Below are 15,987 nucleotides of genomic sequence, written 5' to 3'. Positions count from 1 at the left end.
GGCGATGAGATGGCGGGAGATGCGCCGCTGCCTGCGCGGGGGCGCGGTGGCTTTTTTGTTCGCACTCTTCTCATTTGGTCTTGGTTTGCCCGTCACCGCACAAGACCGCTTGCCGCCCGCGCCCTACGCTTATGAACAGCTGCGCGATCCGGCGAAAGAGGCGCGCGCGAAGGCGTTGATGGAGGAATTGCGCTGCCTGGTCTGTCAGGGCCAGTCGATCGCCGACAGCGACGCCCCGCTCGCAGGCGATATGCGGCACGAAGTCCGCAGCAAGATTGCCGCCGGCGAAAGCCCGGAGGAAATCAAAAGCTGGCTCGTTGCCCGCTATGGCAATTGGGTCAGTTATGATCCGCCGTTCGACGGTGCGACGGCCTTTTTGTGGCTAGGGCCGCTGCTGTTCCTGCTGCTTGGCGGCTGGCTGGCATTTGGGCGCTTTCGGCGCGGCGCGAGCGACGATGCGGAGGACGGCGTTTGATCTGGTTGTGGGTCATGCTGGTGGCGGTGCTGACGATCGCCGGGATGTTCGTGCTCGGCAAACTTCCCGCCGCGGCGCGTCCGCTGGCGGGTGCTGCCGTGATGCTGGGGCTCGCGGGCTATGCGCTGCAGGGCAGTCCGACATTGCCGGGCAAGCCGGTGACCGCGTCGAAGGAACCCGACGGGTTCGGTGAAGCGCTCAGCGATCAGCGCCAGGGGATGGCCGATCGTTTCGGCCCGGCGGCGCAGTGGCTCGGCATGTCCGACGGGTTCGCGCGCACCGGGAAGACTGAGCTTGCCGCGCAAACGCTTGAGAAGGGACTGGAGAAATATCCGGATAATGTCGATCTGTGGGTCGGGCTGGGCAATGCGCTGGCGGCGCATAGCGGCGGCATGATGTCTCCGGCTGCCGCTCTCGCGTTCGACGAAGCGGCGCGCCGCGACCCGACGCATCCTGCGCCGCCCTTCTTCGCCGGCCTTGCCTTGGCGCAGGGCGGCGATTTGAAGGGGGCGGAGGCGGTGTGGAGCCAATTGCTCGCGCGGAGCCCAGCCGATGCACCGTGGCGAGGCGACCTCGAAACTCGGCTGGCGCAGCTGCGACAGGCGCTGGGGCCGCAGTTGCCGCCCACGACGGGACAAACCCCGTGATATGGACGCTATTCCAATGGCGTCCGCTCGTCTAATGGCTGGCGATGACTGCTGAGTCGCCAACCGCGGCGGGCGGCGCTGAAAGCGTCGTGCCGACCGCCGCCAACGCCGGCCATTATGGCCAGGGCCATGCCAGCGATGGCAAGCTGAAGCTGGCTGTCGGCGCGGTTGGCGTCGTGTTCGGTGACATTGGCACCAGCCCGCTGTACGCATTTCGCGAAACCTTTGCCGGGCATCACTCGATCGATGCCGACCAAGTGCACATCTATGGCGTGCTCAGCTTGGTCTTTTGGTCGATGATGCTGGTCGTCACCTTCAAATATGTGCTGACGATCATGAAGGCCGACAACAAGGGCGAGGGCGGCAGCCTGGCGCTGCTTGCGCTGATCAGCCGATCGTCGGGCGAGAAGCGCTGGACCTGGCCGATCATTCTGCTCGGGGTGTTCGCGACGGCACTGTTTTATGGCGACAGCATGATTACCCCGGCGATGTCGGTACTCTCGGCGACCGAGGGATTGAGCTACGTCAACAAGGGGTTCGAGCCCTATATCGTGCCCATCGCGCTAGCGATCCTGATCGGATTGTTTGCGATCCAGTCGCGCGGAACGGCGAAGGTCGGGGCGTTATTCGGTCCGATCATGCTGTGCTACTTCCTGATGCTGGCGACGTTGGGGGTGATGCATATCGTCGACCATCCAACGATCATTCTGGCGACCATCAATCCGCTAAACGCACTTAATTTCTTCTACGTTGACGGCTATACGGCGTTTATCGCGCTCGGGGCCGTCGTGCTGGCCGTGACCGGCGCTGAGGCGCTCTATGCCGATATGGGGCATTTCGGTCGCGGGCCGATCGGGATCAGCTGGCTCGCCTTTGTGCTCCCGGCGTTGATGCTCAACTATATGGGGCAGGGCGCCATGGTGCTTGAGGCCGAGGTGGGATCGCGGCTCGGGCTGATCCAGGATCCATTTTTCCTCATGATGCCCGACGCGTGGCAGGTGCCGGTCGTGATCCTCGCGATCCTGGCGACGATCATTGCCAGCCAGGCGGTGATTTCGGGTGCGTTCTCGCTGACCCAGCAAGCGATCCAGCTCGGCTTTATCCCGCGCCTGCGCGTCGAGCACACCAGCGCGTCGGCGGCGGGGCAAATCTACATCCCGGTGGTCAACTGGTTCCTGATGATCATGGTCATCATTCTGGTGCTGTTCTTCGGATCGTCGAGCAACCTGGCGGCGGCCTATGGCATCGCGGTGACCGGCGCGATGTTTATCGATACCTGTTTGCTGTCGGTCGTGCTTTTCACCCTGTGGAAATGGCCCGCGTGGAAGGCGTTGCCGCTGCTCGCGGTCTTTTTCATCGTCGACATCGCTTATTTCGGCGCCAATCTGATCAAGGTCCCCGACGGCGGCTGGGTACCGCTGGCGATCGGCCTGATTATCTTCACCATGCTCACCACCTGGTCGCGCGGCCGCAAACTGATGCAGCAGGAAATGGCGGAGGGCGCCATGCCGATCCCGGTGTTCGTCAAATCGGCAGCGAACAGCGCGACGCGGGTGCCGGGGACCGCGGTGTTCATGACGTCAAGCAGCGACGGTGTACCGCATGCGCTGCTCCATAATCTCAAACACAACAAGGTGCTGCACCACCGGATTATCCTGTTGACGATCAAGGTCGCCGACGTGCCGTTCGTGCGCGAGGAAAATCACTGCGCGCTCGAAGACCTGGGGCAGGGATTCCACCGGTTGATCCTGAATTACGGCTTTATGCAGCCGGTCGATGTACCCGACGCGCTGAGGCGGGTGACGAGCTGCGGCGGCGAATTCAAGATGATCGAGACGAGCTTTTTCCTGTCGCGCCAGACGTTGATCGCGGCGAGCAAACCGGGAATGCCGATCTGGCGCGAAAAGCTGTTCGCGTGGATGTTGCGCAATTCGGAAAGCGCAATGGAATATTTCCGTCTGCCGACAAACCGTGTCGTCGAATTGGGCAGCCAGGTCGCGATCTAATCGCGGCCGGACGATTAACTTACCGACATGTTCGATTAAGCGTTTGAACATTGCGGGCAGTCTTGCGATGCAAGCGCGAACCGGTGGAGGTCGGCCAGCGATATGGGTGTGGGCAAAACAGACGCTCTGATCCTGCCGGTACCACCGGAACCCTTTGCGATGATCGTTGGCGCTGCGGTTCGCGGTAATTCCGCCGATGCTCTGGAAATGGCGCTGCGGCATATGGGGCTGCGGCCCGAACGGGTCGACGATGACCGATCTGGTGCCGCGGCACTGATCGCGGCGCCGCGGTTTCGCCTGCAATTTGGTGCGATATCGGTCTTGGCGGGCCGCGCCGACGATGCTGCACTGGATACCGCCGATCCCGATCACCCATCGACCAGTCTGCTGGCGGCGAGCCTGCCGCGGGACTGGCGCGCGCGCGCGAATTGCTGGATGTTCGTTCCTGAACGTGACGACCAGTCGGCGACGCCGATCGAACAGCCGACGCGAATGCGCGAATTCTTCAAGATGATGGTCCTGCTGATCGACCTGTTCGACGCCAGCCATATTTTCTGGTCGCCGGCGCGGCTTTGGTCCGACGCCCCGCAGTTCCGCGCCTCCATCGCCGAGATGCTGGCCAGCGGGATGCCGCCGGTGCTGCACTTGGTCGCGTTTCGTCGCCGCGAGAGCGATGCGGGGGTTTGTATGGCAACGCGGGGACTCGCTTTGTTTGCGGGCCAGGAACTGCAAGCGCGAATTCCTGAAGGCTGGACGGTGGCAGAGATGGTGCGGCGGCTGTCGCGGCTGGCGCTCGACATGATGATCAACGGTCCGGTCCACCACGAACGCACCATGCGCGGGCTGGAATCCGGCGAATGGATCGAACTGTTGCCATCGCCGATCGTTGGCGGCCAGCGATCGACCGTGGTTGTCGAGTTCGGCCGCGATTGATAATGCCGCGCCGCGGCTGGCACGGTGCGCCGCCGCCGCAGCCCGGCTTTCAGCGCCACCACCTCATTCCGATCGCGTTGCTCCATCGGACCCAGATGGCCGCCATGTTCGACGCGTTGCAGGTCGAAGGCTTTGCGCTCGAACATTTTCGTCGCAACGGGCTGCTGCTTCCCGCATGCGAAGATGCGGCGCTTTTGTCTGGTCATGCGCTCCATCGCGGACCGCATCAGGGCTATAGCGATGTGGTGGCGGCGCGGGTGGAGCGGATTCGTGGGCATTTTGCGCTGCACGCCCCCGCCGATCTACGCGCCGCGCGGCGAACCGCCGTGATGCGCCTGCGCCTGCTTCAGGATACGACGCGGCGCGCGCTCACCGACCGGCACGGTGCCGGGTTCTGGCTCAACCGCCGCGATCCGATGCGACTGTTTGTCGATCGGCCCTATCTGGACGAGGCGATCGAGCGGTTGTTCGGTGGCGTTACAGTCTGACTTTCGCTTCGAGTTCGCGGCGCGCGGCCAGATATTGGGCTTCGAGTTCAGAGACAAATTCGGCGACCGGGCGTACTGCGCTGACCGGGCCGATGCCTTGGCCCGATCCCCAGATGTCCTTCCACGCCTTGACCTTGGTGTTGCCACCCGATCCGAAATTCATTGTCTTGAGGTCGCCTTCGGGGAGGTTGTCGGGGTCCATCCCCGCGGCGACGATCGATTGGCGCAGGTAATTGCCGTGGACGCCGGTGAACAGGTTCGAATAGACGATGTCGCCCGCGCGGCCCTCGACGATGCCGTCCTTATAGGCCTGGTCGGCATTGGCTTCGGCAGTGGCGATAAAGGCGCTGCCGATATAGGCGAGGTCGGCGCCGCACGCCTGCGCGGCGAGGACCGAGCGGCCATGCCCGATCGCACCCGACAGCGCGACGGGGCCGTCGAACCATTCGCGGATTTCCTGCACCAGCGCGAAGGGCGATTGGCGGCCGGCATGGCCGCCGGCTCCGGCGGCGACGGGGATCAGGCCGTCGGCACCCTTTTCGACCGCCTTGCGCGCGAAACGATCGTCGATGACGTCGTGGAGCGTGATGCCGCCCCAGCTGTGCACCGCTTGGTTGAGTTCCTCGCGCGCGCCGAGCGAGGTGATGGTGATCGGCACCTTCCATTTCGCGCAAGTCGCGATGTCCTGTTCCAGCCGGTCGTTCGATTTATGGACGATCTGGTTGACCGCATAGGGTGCCGACAGCCGGTCGGGATTGGCGCGGTCCCACGCGGCAAGCTCTTCGGTGATCTGGTGCAGCCATTCGTCGAGCAACGTCTGCGGCCGCGCATTGAGTGCGGGAAAGCTGCCAACAACCCCCGCCTTGCACTGGGCGATGACAAGTTCCGGCCCCGACACGATGAACAAGGGCGAGCCGATGACGGGCAGGCGCAGGCGGTCGAAAATCGGGGGCAGGGCCATGAATCACTCTCCGGTAGCAGTTTGAAACTGACCTTAACGTAAACGGAAGGTCGTGCAAGAGGGGTTGGCGGTGTTGAAACGACAAGGGCGACCGAAGCCGCCCTTGCTGTTAGCTTTGGTGGTGATCAGGCGGCAGCGGTTCGGCGGCGGGCCGCCTTCAACGCCAGATAGCCGAGGCCGACCATGGCGATCAACAGTGCGCCTTGGGCGATGGCGAAGGGCGGTTCGGTTCCATTTGGGGCCAGCGCATTGAGCGCAGGCACTTTCAGGAACGACTGCACCACCAGCACGAACAGGTTGAGGTAGAGCGCGAGGGTTGCGGTGACTGCGTAGATGGTGGCGGCGCTGCCGACGAGCTTGCGGCCATACCAGGCCCAGAAGGTTGCGACGAGGATCAGCGTCGAGAGGATTCCGAAGCCGAGCGCGGGGGTGAAGGCGACGATCGGGAACAGGAAGCCGGTCAGGCTGGTGAGCAGCGTCGTCCACAGGAAGATGCCGGTCGTGCGGGGCAGGATACGACCACGCGCAAAGGCGGGGAGGGCGATCAGACCCGCGGCGATGCCGACAAGGCTGATCGCGACATGGAGCGCGGTGAATTGCGGGATGGTCAAACCGAGGATCATGGCACGCCTCCTTTACAGATAGCGCGGCGCGGGGCGCGCCAGCGAGAGGTTGGGACGGAGCGCGGTGCGCGCCGTGATATAGGCGTCGTAGTCGGCCATGTCGGGGAGCGCGGGGATCGTAACCGTCTCGCCATGGTCGAAACCGGCGAGCGCGGCGTCGACCATGTCGTTCACGTCCATCACCATTTCGGCGGGGATGTTGGCGAGCTGTGCCTCATCCCAGATCGCAGTGCGGGTGATGCCGGGCAGCACCGCCTGAACGCGGACGCCTTTGGCGCCCAGTTCGACCTGGAGCGCTTCGGTAAAGGCGAGGACATAGGCCTTGCTGGCCGGATACACGGCGGTGAAGCCGTCGGGCATCAACGCGGTGACCGAAGTAATGTTGACGATCGCGCCGACGCCCTTGGCCGCAAGCCGCGGTGCAATGGCGGCCGACAGGCGCGTCACCGCGACGATGTTGAGGTCGATCATCCCGCTGAGATGCGCGGGGTCGGCTTCGACGAAGCTGGTCTCGCCTGCAATGCCGGCGTTGTTGATCAGGCCGGTGATCGCATCATCGGTCCGCAGGCGGGTTTCGACGCGCGCGAGGTCGTCGGGGTTGGCGAGATCAGCGGCGATGACATCAATCGATACGCCGGTATCGCTGCGCAGCTGGTCGGCAAGGGCGGCGAGTTTGTCGGCGCGGCGCGCGACGAGGATCAGATCGTACCCACGGCGGGCGAGGCGGTCGGCATAGACGGCGCCGATGCCGTCGGATGCGCCGGTGACGAGAATCGTCTGCTTGGTCATCATACGTCTCCCTTTGGATGGAGGAGGCGCAGCCCCCCAGGACCGCGCCTCGTTTGTATCAGCTGTTGATGAAATCGAGAAGATCGGCGTTGAATCGATCCTGCTCGGTCACGGTCAGGCCGTGGCTGCCGCCTGCATAGACTTTGAGCACCGCCTGTTTGACGATCTTGACGGTCGAGAGCGCCGCGGCGCCGATCGGCACGATCTGATCATCGTCGCCGTGGAGAACGAGCGTCGGGACGTCGAATTTTTTGAGGTCGTCGTTGAAGTCGCTTTCCGAAAAAGCGCGGATGCTGTCGAGCAGGCCTTTGAGACCGCCGTTCATGCCCTGCCGCACAAAGTCGTCGCGTACCGCTTCGGACACCGGCGCGCCATCACGGTTGTAGCCGTAGAAGGGCAGGGTCAGGTCCTTGAAAAACTGTGGCCGGTTGTCGAACGTGCCTTTGCGGATACCGTCGAAGACGTCGATCGGTAGGCCGCCGGGGTTGGCTTCGGTTTTGAGCATCAGCGGCGGCACCGCGCCGATCAGTGCAATCTTGGCGACCCGCTCCGTGCCGTGGCGGCCGATATAGCGGGTGACTTCGCCGCCGCCGGTCGAGTGGCCGACGAGGATGACGTCCTTCAGGTCGAGTTGTTCGATCAGTTCGGCCAGATCGTCGGCATATTGATCCATATTGTTGCCCGTCCAGACCTGGTCCGAGCGGCCATGGCTGCGGCGGTCGTGGGCGATGGTGCGGAAGCCCTGATTGCCGAAATAGACCAGCTGAGCGTCCCAGGCGTCGGCGCTGAGCGGCCAGCCGTGGGAGAAGATGATCGGCTGGCCGTCCTTCGGACCCCAGTCCTTGTAGAAGATGTGGGTGCCGTCCTGGGTGGTGATCGTGGTCATGGCGTGGTTCCTTTCGTTTCGAAGGGCGGGGTGTCCGTCCCGATGACACCTATCTAGGCCGGACCGGACTTGCATGGGATTGGCGGACACGACATTATGCGGGGCAAATCCGACAAAGGAGGCGATATGCCCAAGCTGAAGGTGCCCGACGCGGCGACTGTGCCGCTGATCGAGGTCGGGATGATGATCTATCCCGACTGCCAGATGGGCATGGTGCACGGCATCACCGACCTGTTCGACATCGCCGGGCGGTTCGCGGTCCAGCATGGCCGGGCGCCGATCCGGGTCAGCCATTGGCGGTTGCAGGACGGCGGCGGTTTTGCGCGCTGCTTTGACAGCCATCCTGGCGAACCGGCGGGGAACAGTCCCGCGGTGCTGATTGCACCCGGCAGTTTGCACAAGCTGCTCGAACCGGGCGAGGTCGAGCCTTATGCGCGCTGGCTGCTCGATCGGCACGCCCATGGCACGGTGCTGGCGTCGAATTGCGGCGGGGCGTTTGCCTTGGCGGCGACGGGCTTGCTCGCCGGCCGGCCGGCGACGACGCACTGGTTCTTTGCCGAGCAGTTCCGCACCCGCTTTCCCGATGTGCGGCTGGAGGCTGACCGGATGGTGATCGATGACGGCGACATTGTGACGGCGGGTGGGCTGATGGCGTGGACCGACCTGGGGCTCCGCATCGTCGAACGGCTGCTCGGGCCAACGGTGATGATGGAGACCGCGCGTTTTCTGTTGATCGACCCGAGCGGGCGTGAGCAGAAAAACTACGCGAGCTTTGCCCCGAAACTGACGCATGGCGACGAGGCGATTTTGCGGGTGCAGCACTGGTTGCAGGCGCGCGGACCCGGGCCGATTGCCGTCCCTGCCATGGCCAGCGAGGCGGGGATGGAGGAGCGGACGTTCCAGCGGCGGTTCAAGGCCGCCACCGGCATGACCCCAGTCGAATATGTCCAGCACCTGCGCGTCGGCAAGGCGCGCGAGCTGCTGGAATTCACCCGCCGCACCGTCGACCAGATCGCGTGGGGGGTCGGATATGAGGATGCGGCGGCGTTCCGCAAATTGTTCCACCGCATCATCGGCCTGTCACCGCATGAATATCGCCAGCGCTTTTCAACCCCGCAATCCTTGGCCGAAGTCGCCTAGGCCCACGCCCTAATAGCCGCCCTCCGACCCCGGCGCGCGGTAGAAGCGGTGGCGGGTGACGGTGCCTTCGATCAGATGTTTTTTCAGCTTTTTGCGCATCTTGTCGGCGCCGATCGGCGAGATGCAGATCAGGCGGGTCCCGCCGGCGGGGAGCGGTTCGATCGCGCTGATCGCGACCCCCGCACTTTTGCACAGCGCCGTCACCTCGGCCTCGCCCAGCGTGACGTTCATTGCGCGGCTCATTCCGAGCTGCGGTTGGGCGCCATCGAACGGATCATGGTCGCGACCTGTTCATATCCCTCGGCGCTGGCGGTGGCGAGGGTGAGCGGACGGCCGCCGAGTTCGGCGTTTTCGGTGTTGAGAAATTCGACCGCGGGATCGCGGCCACCCATCGTCAGGAAGGCGAGCTGGCTGATGTCGCCCTGGCGTTTGGCATCGTCGCGCGCGAGCGGCGCGCTGCGCTTGCGGAAATGATTGTTGGTCCGCGCGCGGGCCGGTGCGGCGTCATCGGATGCGTCAGAGCCTGCGGCGCTGACCGGCGGCGCGACCGCGGCGGCGGGTGCCTTGCGGACCGGCGGATTGACGGGTTTCGATCGGCTGTTCATCGGGCGCGGCTCCTGTTCGGGTAAGCGGGAGCGCGCAGGTCTCTCAGCCGCGGCGGCTCAAGACCATCGGTACCGCGATGATGCCTATATGGGGGCGCAGCGCGGCGATTGTAAGGCGGCGCCGCCGGTGCAGGATCGCGGCCGCGCACCGCCGCCGCTCACCGGCGCGCCCGCTGGCCCGAACAGGCCCGCGCGCCCACATGATCGGCTTCGGCATCATTGGCGGGATCGAGCAGGGCAAAGAAGGCGCGGCGCGCGGTCTCTCCCGCGATCAGCAGCGGGGTGACGTCGACCGCGCGCAGGTTTTCGTACACTTCCAGCTCTTCGTCATCGAGCGCGCGGGCATAGGCGCGGTCGCCGAATTGGCCTTCCTCATGCCCCCAAAAATCGGCGGGCGGCGGAAAGTCGGTGCGCCAGTCGTCGGCGTGGTCGTCGTACCACACGGTCATCGCGGCGGCGGCCTGTTCGGGGGTTTCCTCGGTTTCGCCGTCGGCACCGAGATCGGCGGAAATCTGCGCAACTTCACTCGCGATTGTACTGTCCTGCCACAGCGCGGCGAGCGGGTTGGCGCGGTTGTCGCGGCCGGTCAGCCAGAGCGCGAGCGCGGTGGTGAGCGGGGCGGGCTGGCCGTCGGCGTCGTCCGCGCCGTTTGCATCGTGCGCGGCGGCGGCGTCGAACAGCGACAGGAAGCCCGGCCAGTCGCCCGCAATCAGCTGCGCCAGCATATCCTCCCCGGCCTCTGCGGGCGTTTCGACCATCTTGTCGAGCCGCGCGAGCATCGCGAGGCCAAGGCGCGAATCTAGGCGGCGGCGCTTGGCAAAGCTGCGCCCCTCTTCGCGCATCAGCTCGGCGGTTTCGTCATAGCCCCAGATCGCGCGATCGAGCAGCTCGTCGACCAGCCGCCCGCGCGCGACAGCACCGCCGCGGCGCAGCCCAGCTTGAACGCAGCGCCCGCGGCGCGGTGCTTGAGCTGATAGACGGCGGACGGCGACATGCCGACCTTTGCCGCGGCGATTTTGACCGAGCCGGTGGTGGCGAGGCTTTCGAGAAAGTCGCGCTGGAGTTTGGGGGTCCAGTGATAGCTGGCGGGAGCGGGGAGGAAGGCGGGGTAATCGTCGGTATCGTCCATCGATTCGTCCTTTTCGGTTTGGGAAACCGATAGAGTGAACCATATGGGTAAAATGTAGGAAAGAGTTTTTTGTTAGACTTGACGTCGCCAGTGCATAGGAGTGTTCAGTCTCGGATGTCGGCCACTCGCCGTGAAAGCAGGAGTGCTCAATTGTCAGTCTATCTGAATGCTTTGGCGGTAAAAAATTTTCGAGGTATCGACAATGAGATACAAGAGGCGCGAGATTTTGGGCGCTTCAATTTCTTCATCGGCCCGAACAATGCGGGTAAATCAACGATACTTGATCTTATCCATCGGTATTTACCGATCTATCCTGATCAAAGCGGTCGGAGATCAATTAGCAGTAGCCCTTTGGATTCCAATAGATCGGCAAAAGCTGGCGATTTTCGGATACGCATAGGTGCCCCAGACAGAGTCGTTTTTGAGCGATTTAAAAAGCTGCCAGCGGTGAAGCAGAACGCCGCGATCGTGCCATACGGCGATAAGGTCATCAAATGGATGGCACGTGACGGATATATTTGGGTGGAAAACTCTCCTCCCTTCAATGGCGCGCCAACGTGCTTGACTGAAAACGATGCAGCGAACCTCATATCGGCAATTCACAATAGCGAATTGGCGACGCTTTGGAACCATTTGACGCACATGCGTGGAGGCGACGTCAGGTCTTGGGCTCCAGAAACGATAGGAGTGATAGGGGCGCTGGCCAATCCTCCGATCCCTCCAGTTCACCTTATTCCAGCGTTTCGGAAGATTGGCCCAGAAGGAGAGGGATTATCCGATACTAGCGGCGCTGGACTCGTCGTGCGTCTCGCAAAGCTACAGAATCCAAACGTAGATAGGCGAGAAGACACAGAAGTATTTGATAAAATTAATGAATTTGTTCGAACCGTGACCGGAAGGCCGGAGGCAAGGATAGAAGTACCGCACTCTCGAGAGCATGTTCTCGTTCATATGGATGGGAGAATACTGCCGCTCGATAGCTTAGGGACAGGCATTCAACAGGTAATTATGTTGGCGGCATTCTGCACGGTCTATGACGACAGAATAATCTGTCTCGAAGAGCCTGAGTTGCATCTTCATCCGATTTTGCAAAGAAAGTTAATTGAATATCTTGAAGAAAATACAAATAATCAGTACTTCATTGCTACGCATTCTGCGACATTTATCGATATGCCAAAGGCAGCAATTTTTCGTGTATGGCAAGAAGAGGGAGCAACGCGAATCGGGAAAGCTGTTTCAAAACAACAAAAATTTGAGATATGTTCTGATCTAGGTCATAGAGCTTCCGACATTCTTCAATCTAATGTAGTGATATGGGTCGAGGGGCCGTCTGATCGAATATATTTGCAGCATTGGATAAATTGTTTGGCGCCAGAACTTGAGGAAGGGCTACACTATTCGATAATGTTCTACGGTGGTAGATTGCTAAACCATCTCTCGGCGGAGGACAGCGAGATTAAGGAATTTATTTCGCTGCGTAATTTGAACCGAAATTTGGCAATCGTGATAGACAGCGACAAGAAGTCCGCTCACTCGCATATCAACGACACCAAGCGTAGGGTTGCGAGTGAGTTAGAGAAAACGGGGTTCGCTTGGGTGACAAAGGGACGGGAAATAGAAAGCTACGTTCCTCATGATAAACTACACGAAGCGATCCGTTCACTATATCCAAGCTATGTTCGGCCTTCGGGCGGCGGGCAGTTCGACCATGCTCTTCATTACTTTCGCACAGGATCTGGACGCGGGGCGTCTGCTCAACTAGTTGAAAAGATTGATAAGGTCCGGGTAGCCCGTAAGGTTTGCGAAAACGCGCCGGACCTAACGCAGCTAGATTTGCGACAGAAAGTCGAGGCTTTGGTATTATTTGTTCGAAAAGCAAATGGAATTGAGTGTGATTAGGTAGTCCATCTCAATTCACGCCCTTTAGCCGCCTACAGGCCCCCCCGCACACTCGCCGTCGCGACGTTGAGGTTGAGCCCGCACCCCCTCCACCGCTCGCTTCGCGAGCGGTCCCCCTCCCCATCGCTTCGCGACAGGGAGGATTTTGGGTGGTCGTTTCGTATCAGGTTCCTCCCTGTGCCGTAGGCATGGGGAGGGGGACCGCTTGCGAAGCAAGGGGTGGAGGGGCGGCGACGTAGCGTTAAAAGTCCCTCCGTCAGTCCTTTGGACTGCCACCTCCCCATGGCCTTCGGCCACAGGGAGGATTGGCTAGCTGCTGAGGTGTTTGCCCATCCGGATCAACGGCACGCTGGCATCATTCGGACCCGGCGCTTCGACATGCTCGATCGGGGTGTAGCCGCAGGCGCGGTAGAGGGGTTCGCCGGATAGGGTGGCCATCAGCTCGGTGCGGGCGAAGCCGGCCTGCTGCGCGGCGTCTTCGCAGAGCGCCATCACCATGCGGCCGACGCCCTGCCTTGCGAAGGCGGGGTGGGGGTGTACATGGCGCGGATCCGCGCGGCGTCGGTGGCAGGGTTGAGCGGCGCGGGGTCGCGCAAGTTCGCGGCGTGGTCGCCGCCGTAGAGCGTCGCGCGGTGCGACCAGCCGCCGCAACCCGCGATCTGACCCTCGGCCTCGATCACGAAATAAGTGCCGTCGGCGATCAGCTGGGTGTCGAGGCCCATGACGGCCTGGCTGGCGGCGATCTGCGCGTCGTCGAGGAAGCCCCTTTGCAATTCGGCGATCGCGAGCGCCATCACCGCGCGCAGCGCATCGAGGTCCGACGGCTGCGCGAGGCGGTGGGTGAGCGTCATACCGATGTCAGGCGCCGTTGGCGGCGCTCAGGATCGCGCGCACGCTGGCGGTCGCGACGTCGGTGTCTAGGCCGCAGCCGAAGACGCTTTTGCCGTCCGGGGTGCGACATTCGACATAGGCGGCGGCTTGCGCGGTGCTGCCCTGGCCGATCGCGTGCTCGCTGTAATCGACGATGTCCATGACCGGGCCGCCGGATTCGGCGAGCGCGGCGATGACGCTGCTCATCAGGCCGTTGCCGCGGCCGCTGACGCTGCGTTGCTGGCCGTCGATGGTGAGTTTGCCGGCAAAGATGCGGTCGGTGCCGGCATGGCTTTCGGACCAGTCGACGAGCTGGAATCGCTTGGCCTCGACCTTGAGGTACGCGGTTTCGAACGCGCCCCAGATGTCGTCGGCGGTCAGCTCGCGGCTGGTCTCATCCGCCAGCGCCTGCACGACATGGCTGAAGCTGGCCTGCATCTTCTTGGGCAGTTTCAGCCCCTTGTCCTGTTCGAGCACCCAGGCGACGCCGCCCTTGCCCGACTGGCTGTTGACGCGGATCACCGCTTCATAGCTGCGGCCGAGGTCGGCGGGGTCGATAGGCAGATAAGGGACTTCCCAGCGTTCGTCATTCTGGCGTTCGCGCGCGGCGAAGCCTTTCTTGATCGCGTCCTGATGGCTGCCCGAAAAGGCGGTATAGACGAGCTCACCGCCATAGGGATGGCGCGGGTGGACGGGGAGCTGGTTGCAATATTCGACCGTGGCGATGACTTCGTCGATGTTCGAAAAGTCGAGCCCGGGATCGACCCCCTGCGTGTACATATTGAGCGCGATGGTGACGAGGCAGGTGTTGCCGGTGCGCTCGCCATTGCCGAACAGGCAGCCCTCGACGCGATCAGCGCCCGCGAGCAGGCCGAGTTCGGCCGCCGCGACGCCAGTGCCGCGGTCGTTGTGGGTGTGCAAGGATATCAGCGCGCGGTCGCGGTTTGGCAGGTTCTTGGCGAAATATTCGATCTGGTCGGCGTAGATGTTTGCGGTCGCCGCCTCGACCGTCGCGGGCAGGTTGAGGATGATCGGCTTGTCGGCGGTGGGTGCGAGGATGTCCATCACCGCGGCGCAGCATTCGATGCTGAAATCGAGTTCGGCGGTCGAGAAGGTTTCGGGGCTGTACTGGAACCGCCAGTCGGTGCCGGGGAGGCGCGCGGCGTTGTCGCGCAGCTGCTTGGCGCCCTCGATCGCGATCGCCTTGATTTCGGGCATCTCCATGCCGAACACGATGCGGCGCCAGGCGGGGCTGACCGCGTTATAGACGTGGACGATCGCGGTTTTCGCGCCGGCGAGGCTGTCGAAGCTGGTGCGGATGAGGTCGGCGCGGCTTTGGGTGAGCACCTGCGGGGTGACGTCGTCGGGGATGCGGCCGTGCTGGACGAGGCCGGAGATGAAGTCGAACTCGGTGGCGCCGGCGCTGGGGAAGCCGACCTCGATTTCCTTGAGGCCGATGCGGCAGAGGAGGTCGAAGAAGCGCGCCTTTTTCTCGGCATCCATCGGGTCGATCAGCGCCTGATTGCCGTCGCGCATGTCGGTGGACAGCCAGATCGGCGCGGCGGTGGTGACGCGGGTGGGCCAGTCGCGGTGCGCGAGCGGAACTTGCGGAAAGGCGCTGTACTTGACCGAAGGGTCGCGGAGCATGGTCATGGGATGGTCTTCTGCTGGTCGGTTGCGAATATGTCGATCGGACCCTTGAGCGGGTGGCCGCGACTAACGCGCAGCCAGTGTCACGCCCAAGGGCGTGTAAGTCGCAGAAGAAGAAGGGCGTTGCCGCGCATGGCCGCCCTAGTGATGCAAAATGTCGCCCTTGGCAAGGGGGGAGTGGGAAAATTGCGTGGGGCCACTCTGTTGTCACTGCGAGCGAAGCGAAGCGATCTCCAGCCGTCGGCCTGTGCAAGGTTGAGAGCTGGAGATCGCTTCGTCGCTACGCTTCTCGCAATGACGAGGTTAGTCCAAGGGCTATCCCTTTACCCACTCCACAGCTGGATCGTTGAAATCGACGACGTCGGCGAGTTCGAGGACGTTGGGATAGCCATAGCCGACGAGGTTGATGAAGGTCTGGATATTGAGCGCGAGCGGCGCCGATTTGAGCGGCACGGGATTGCGGTGGTTCGAGAAATTATTGTTGCAATAGATCAGGATAGCGCGGTCGGGATTGGCGCCGATCACCGCAGCGAGGCTCTCGGCGGTGAAGTCGGTGAGGGGGAGGTTGACGGCGCCGGCGATGTGACCGCGCGCAAAGGCGTCCTTCGAGCGGGCGTCGAGCAGAATGGCTTCGGGCTTGGCGGCTTCGGCCTTGAAGGCGTCGAACGCGATGAGGCGCGCCGGGCGGGTGACGCCGACCGACGCGGTGAGCGCCTGGAACGCCGGATAGTCGATTTGCGGGTTGGTTTGCGCCCCCGCGGGGGCGGCGGCGAGTGCGGCGGCGAGCAACAGGATGCGCATGATGATCCTCCCTTTGATGGAGCGAGGTTAGGCCGAGGTTGCTGGCTGGGCGATGAACCAGCCCACCCCGCTGCGACTAGCGAGC

Annotated in this window: 17 protein-coding genes and 1 pseudogene; 7 read left to right on the top strand and 11 right to left on the bottom strand. The window is 62.9% G+C overall.

Features of this window, described 5'->3' with window-relative positions:
- Positions 1–19 precede the first annotated feature (19 nt).
- The 5 genes from ACQY6T_RS01455 to ACQY6T_RS01435 all read left to right on the top strand — a co-directional run bounded on the left by ACQY6T_RS01455 (position 20) and on the right by ACQY6T_RS01435 (position 4,549).
- Positions 20–475, top strand: coding sequence for a cytochrome c-type biogenesis protein (locus ACQY6T_RS01455; protein ID WP_428627587.1), 456 nt, complete (start codon positions 20–22; stop codon positions 473–475).
- A complete protein-coding gene (locus ACQY6T_RS01450) occupies positions 472–1,122 on the top strand; it encodes a tetratricopeptide repeat protein (protein ID WP_428627584.1) in 651 nt (216 codons plus the stop codon). Before ACQY6T_RS01455 ends, ACQY6T_RS01450 begins: the two co-directional genes overlap by 4 nt.
- Before the next feature lie 44 nt (positions 1,123–1,166).
- Positions 1,167–3,128, top strand: a complete 1,962-nt coding sequence (locus tag ACQY6T_RS01445; protein ID WP_428627582.1) for a potassium transporter Kup — start codon at positions 1,167–1,169, stop codon at positions 3,126–3,128.
- A 102-nt stretch (positions 3,129–3,230) separates the two neighbouring features.
- Positions 3,231–4,061 (top strand): hypothetical protein, encoded by an 831-nt coding sequence (locus ACQY6T_RS01440; protein ID WP_428627581.1) that lies wholly within the window; start codon positions 3,231–3,233, stop codon positions 4,059–4,061.
- 2 nt (positions 4,062–4,063) lie between these two features.
- The gene (locus ACQY6T_RS01435; RefSeq protein WP_428627578.1) at positions 4,064–4,549 is read left to right on the top strand and encodes an AHH domain-containing protein; all 486 of its coding nucleotides are present in this window, start codon (positions 4,064–4,066) and stop codon (positions 4,547–4,549) included.
- Here the strand turns inward: ACQY6T_RS01435 and ACQY6T_RS01430 are convergent.
- The 4 genes from ACQY6T_RS01430 to ACQY6T_RS01415 form a co-directional block, all read right to left on the bottom strand.
- On the bottom strand, positions 4,539–5,510 hold the full coding sequence (locus tag ACQY6T_RS01430) for an NAD(P)H-dependent flavin oxidoreductase (RefSeq protein WP_428627576.1): 972 nt from the start codon (positions 5,508–5,510) through the stop codon (positions 4,539–4,541). The genes ACQY6T_RS01435 and ACQY6T_RS01430 overlap by 11 nt on opposite strands.
- Positions 5,511–5,635: 125 nt before the next feature.
- A complete protein-coding gene (locus ACQY6T_RS01425) occupies positions 5,636–6,133 on the bottom strand; it encodes a hypothetical protein (RefSeq protein ID WP_428627573.1) in 498 nt (165 codons plus the stop codon).
- 12 nt (positions 6,134–6,145) lie between these two features.
- Positions 6,146–6,922: an SDR family NAD(P)-dependent oxidoreductase gene (locus ACQY6T_RS01420; RefSeq protein WP_428627571.1), complete on the bottom strand. Its 777-nt coding sequence runs from the start codon at positions 6,920–6,922 to the stop codon at positions 6,146–6,148.
- 58 nt (positions 6,923–6,980) lie between these two features.
- Positions 6,981–7,808, bottom strand: a complete 828-nt coding sequence (locus tag ACQY6T_RS01415) for an alpha/beta fold hydrolase (protein ID WP_428627568.1) — start codon at positions 7,806–7,808, stop codon at positions 6,981–6,983.
- A gap of 126 nt (positions 7,809–7,934) precedes the next feature.
- Between ACQY6T_RS01415 and ACQY6T_RS01410 the strand changes: the two genes are divergently transcribed.
- Complete coding sequence (locus ACQY6T_RS01410) at positions 7,935–8,948, top strand: GlxA family transcriptional regulator (RefSeq protein WP_428627565.1); 1,014 nt, start codon at positions 7,935–7,937, stop codon at positions 8,946–8,948.
- 9 nt (positions 8,949–8,957) lie between these two features.
- On the opposite strand, the gene ACQY6T_RS01405 is transcribed toward ACQY6T_RS01410, so the two are convergent.
- The 4 genes from ACQY6T_RS01405 to ACQY6T_RS01390 form a co-directional block, all read right to left on the bottom strand.
- A complete protein-coding gene (locus tag ACQY6T_RS01405) occupies positions 8,958–9,179 on the bottom strand; it encodes a hypothetical protein (protein ID WP_428627562.1) in 222 nt (73 codons plus the stop codon).
- 8 nt (positions 9,180–9,187) lie between these two features.
- Positions 9,188–9,553 carry a hypothetical protein gene (locus ACQY6T_RS01400; protein ID WP_428627559.1) on the bottom strand — a complete coding sequence of 122 codons (366 nt, stop codon included), beginning with the start codon at positions 9,551–9,553 and terminating at the stop codon, positions 9,188–9,190.
- Between the two features lie 158 nt (positions 9,554–9,711).
- Complete coding sequence (locus tag ACQY6T_RS01395) at positions 9,712–10,395, bottom strand: hypothetical protein (protein WP_428627557.1); 684 nt, start codon at positions 10,393–10,395, stop codon at positions 9,712–9,714.
- Positions 10,395–10,682, bottom strand: a complete 288-nt coding sequence (locus ACQY6T_RS01390) for a LysR family transcriptional regulator (RefSeq protein ID WP_428627554.1) — start codon at positions 10,680–10,682, stop codon at positions 10,395–10,397. Before ACQY6T_RS01390 ends, ACQY6T_RS01395 begins: the two co-directional genes overlap by 1 nt.
- 114 nt (positions 10,683–10,796) lie before the next feature.
- On the opposite strand from ACQY6T_RS01390, the gene ACQY6T_RS01385 reads away from it, so the two are divergent.
- Positions 10,797–12,581 (top strand): ATP-dependent nuclease, encoded by a 1,785-nt coding sequence (locus tag ACQY6T_RS01385; protein WP_428627552.1) that lies wholly within the window; start codon positions 10,797–10,799, stop codon positions 12,579–12,581.
- A gap of 309 nt (positions 12,582–12,890) precedes the next feature.
- Here the strand turns inward: ACQY6T_RS01385 and ACQY6T_RS01380 are convergent.
- From ACQY6T_RS01380 to ACQY6T_RS01370, 3 genes and pseudogenes are all read right to left on the bottom strand, one after another.
- Positions 12,891–13,432, bottom strand: a pseudogene (locus ACQY6T_RS01380) (GNAT family N-acetyltransferase).
- Between the two features lie 7 nt (positions 13,433–13,439).
- On the bottom strand, positions 13,440–15,104 hold the full coding sequence (leuA, locus tag ACQY6T_RS01375) for a 2-isopropylmalate synthase (RefSeq protein WP_428627549.1): 1,665 nt from the start codon (positions 15,102–15,104) through the stop codon (positions 13,440–13,442).
- Positions 15,105–15,416: 312 nt separating this feature from the next.
- Entirely contained in the window at positions 15,417–15,902 is a 486-nt protein-coding gene (locus ACQY6T_RS01370; protein WP_428627547.1) for a rhodanese-like domain-containing protein, read from the bottom strand.
- Positions 15,903–15,987 lie beyond the last annotated feature (85 nt).

It is taken from the genome of Sphingopyxis sp. (genome assembly GCF_965279725.1).
Taxonomy (GTDB): domain Bacteria; phylum Pseudomonadota; class Alphaproteobacteria; order Sphingomonadales; family Sphingomonadaceae; genus Sphingopyxis.
Note: the sequence above shows the minus strand (reverse complement) of the source record. Positions and strands in the feature narration are given on the sequence as shown.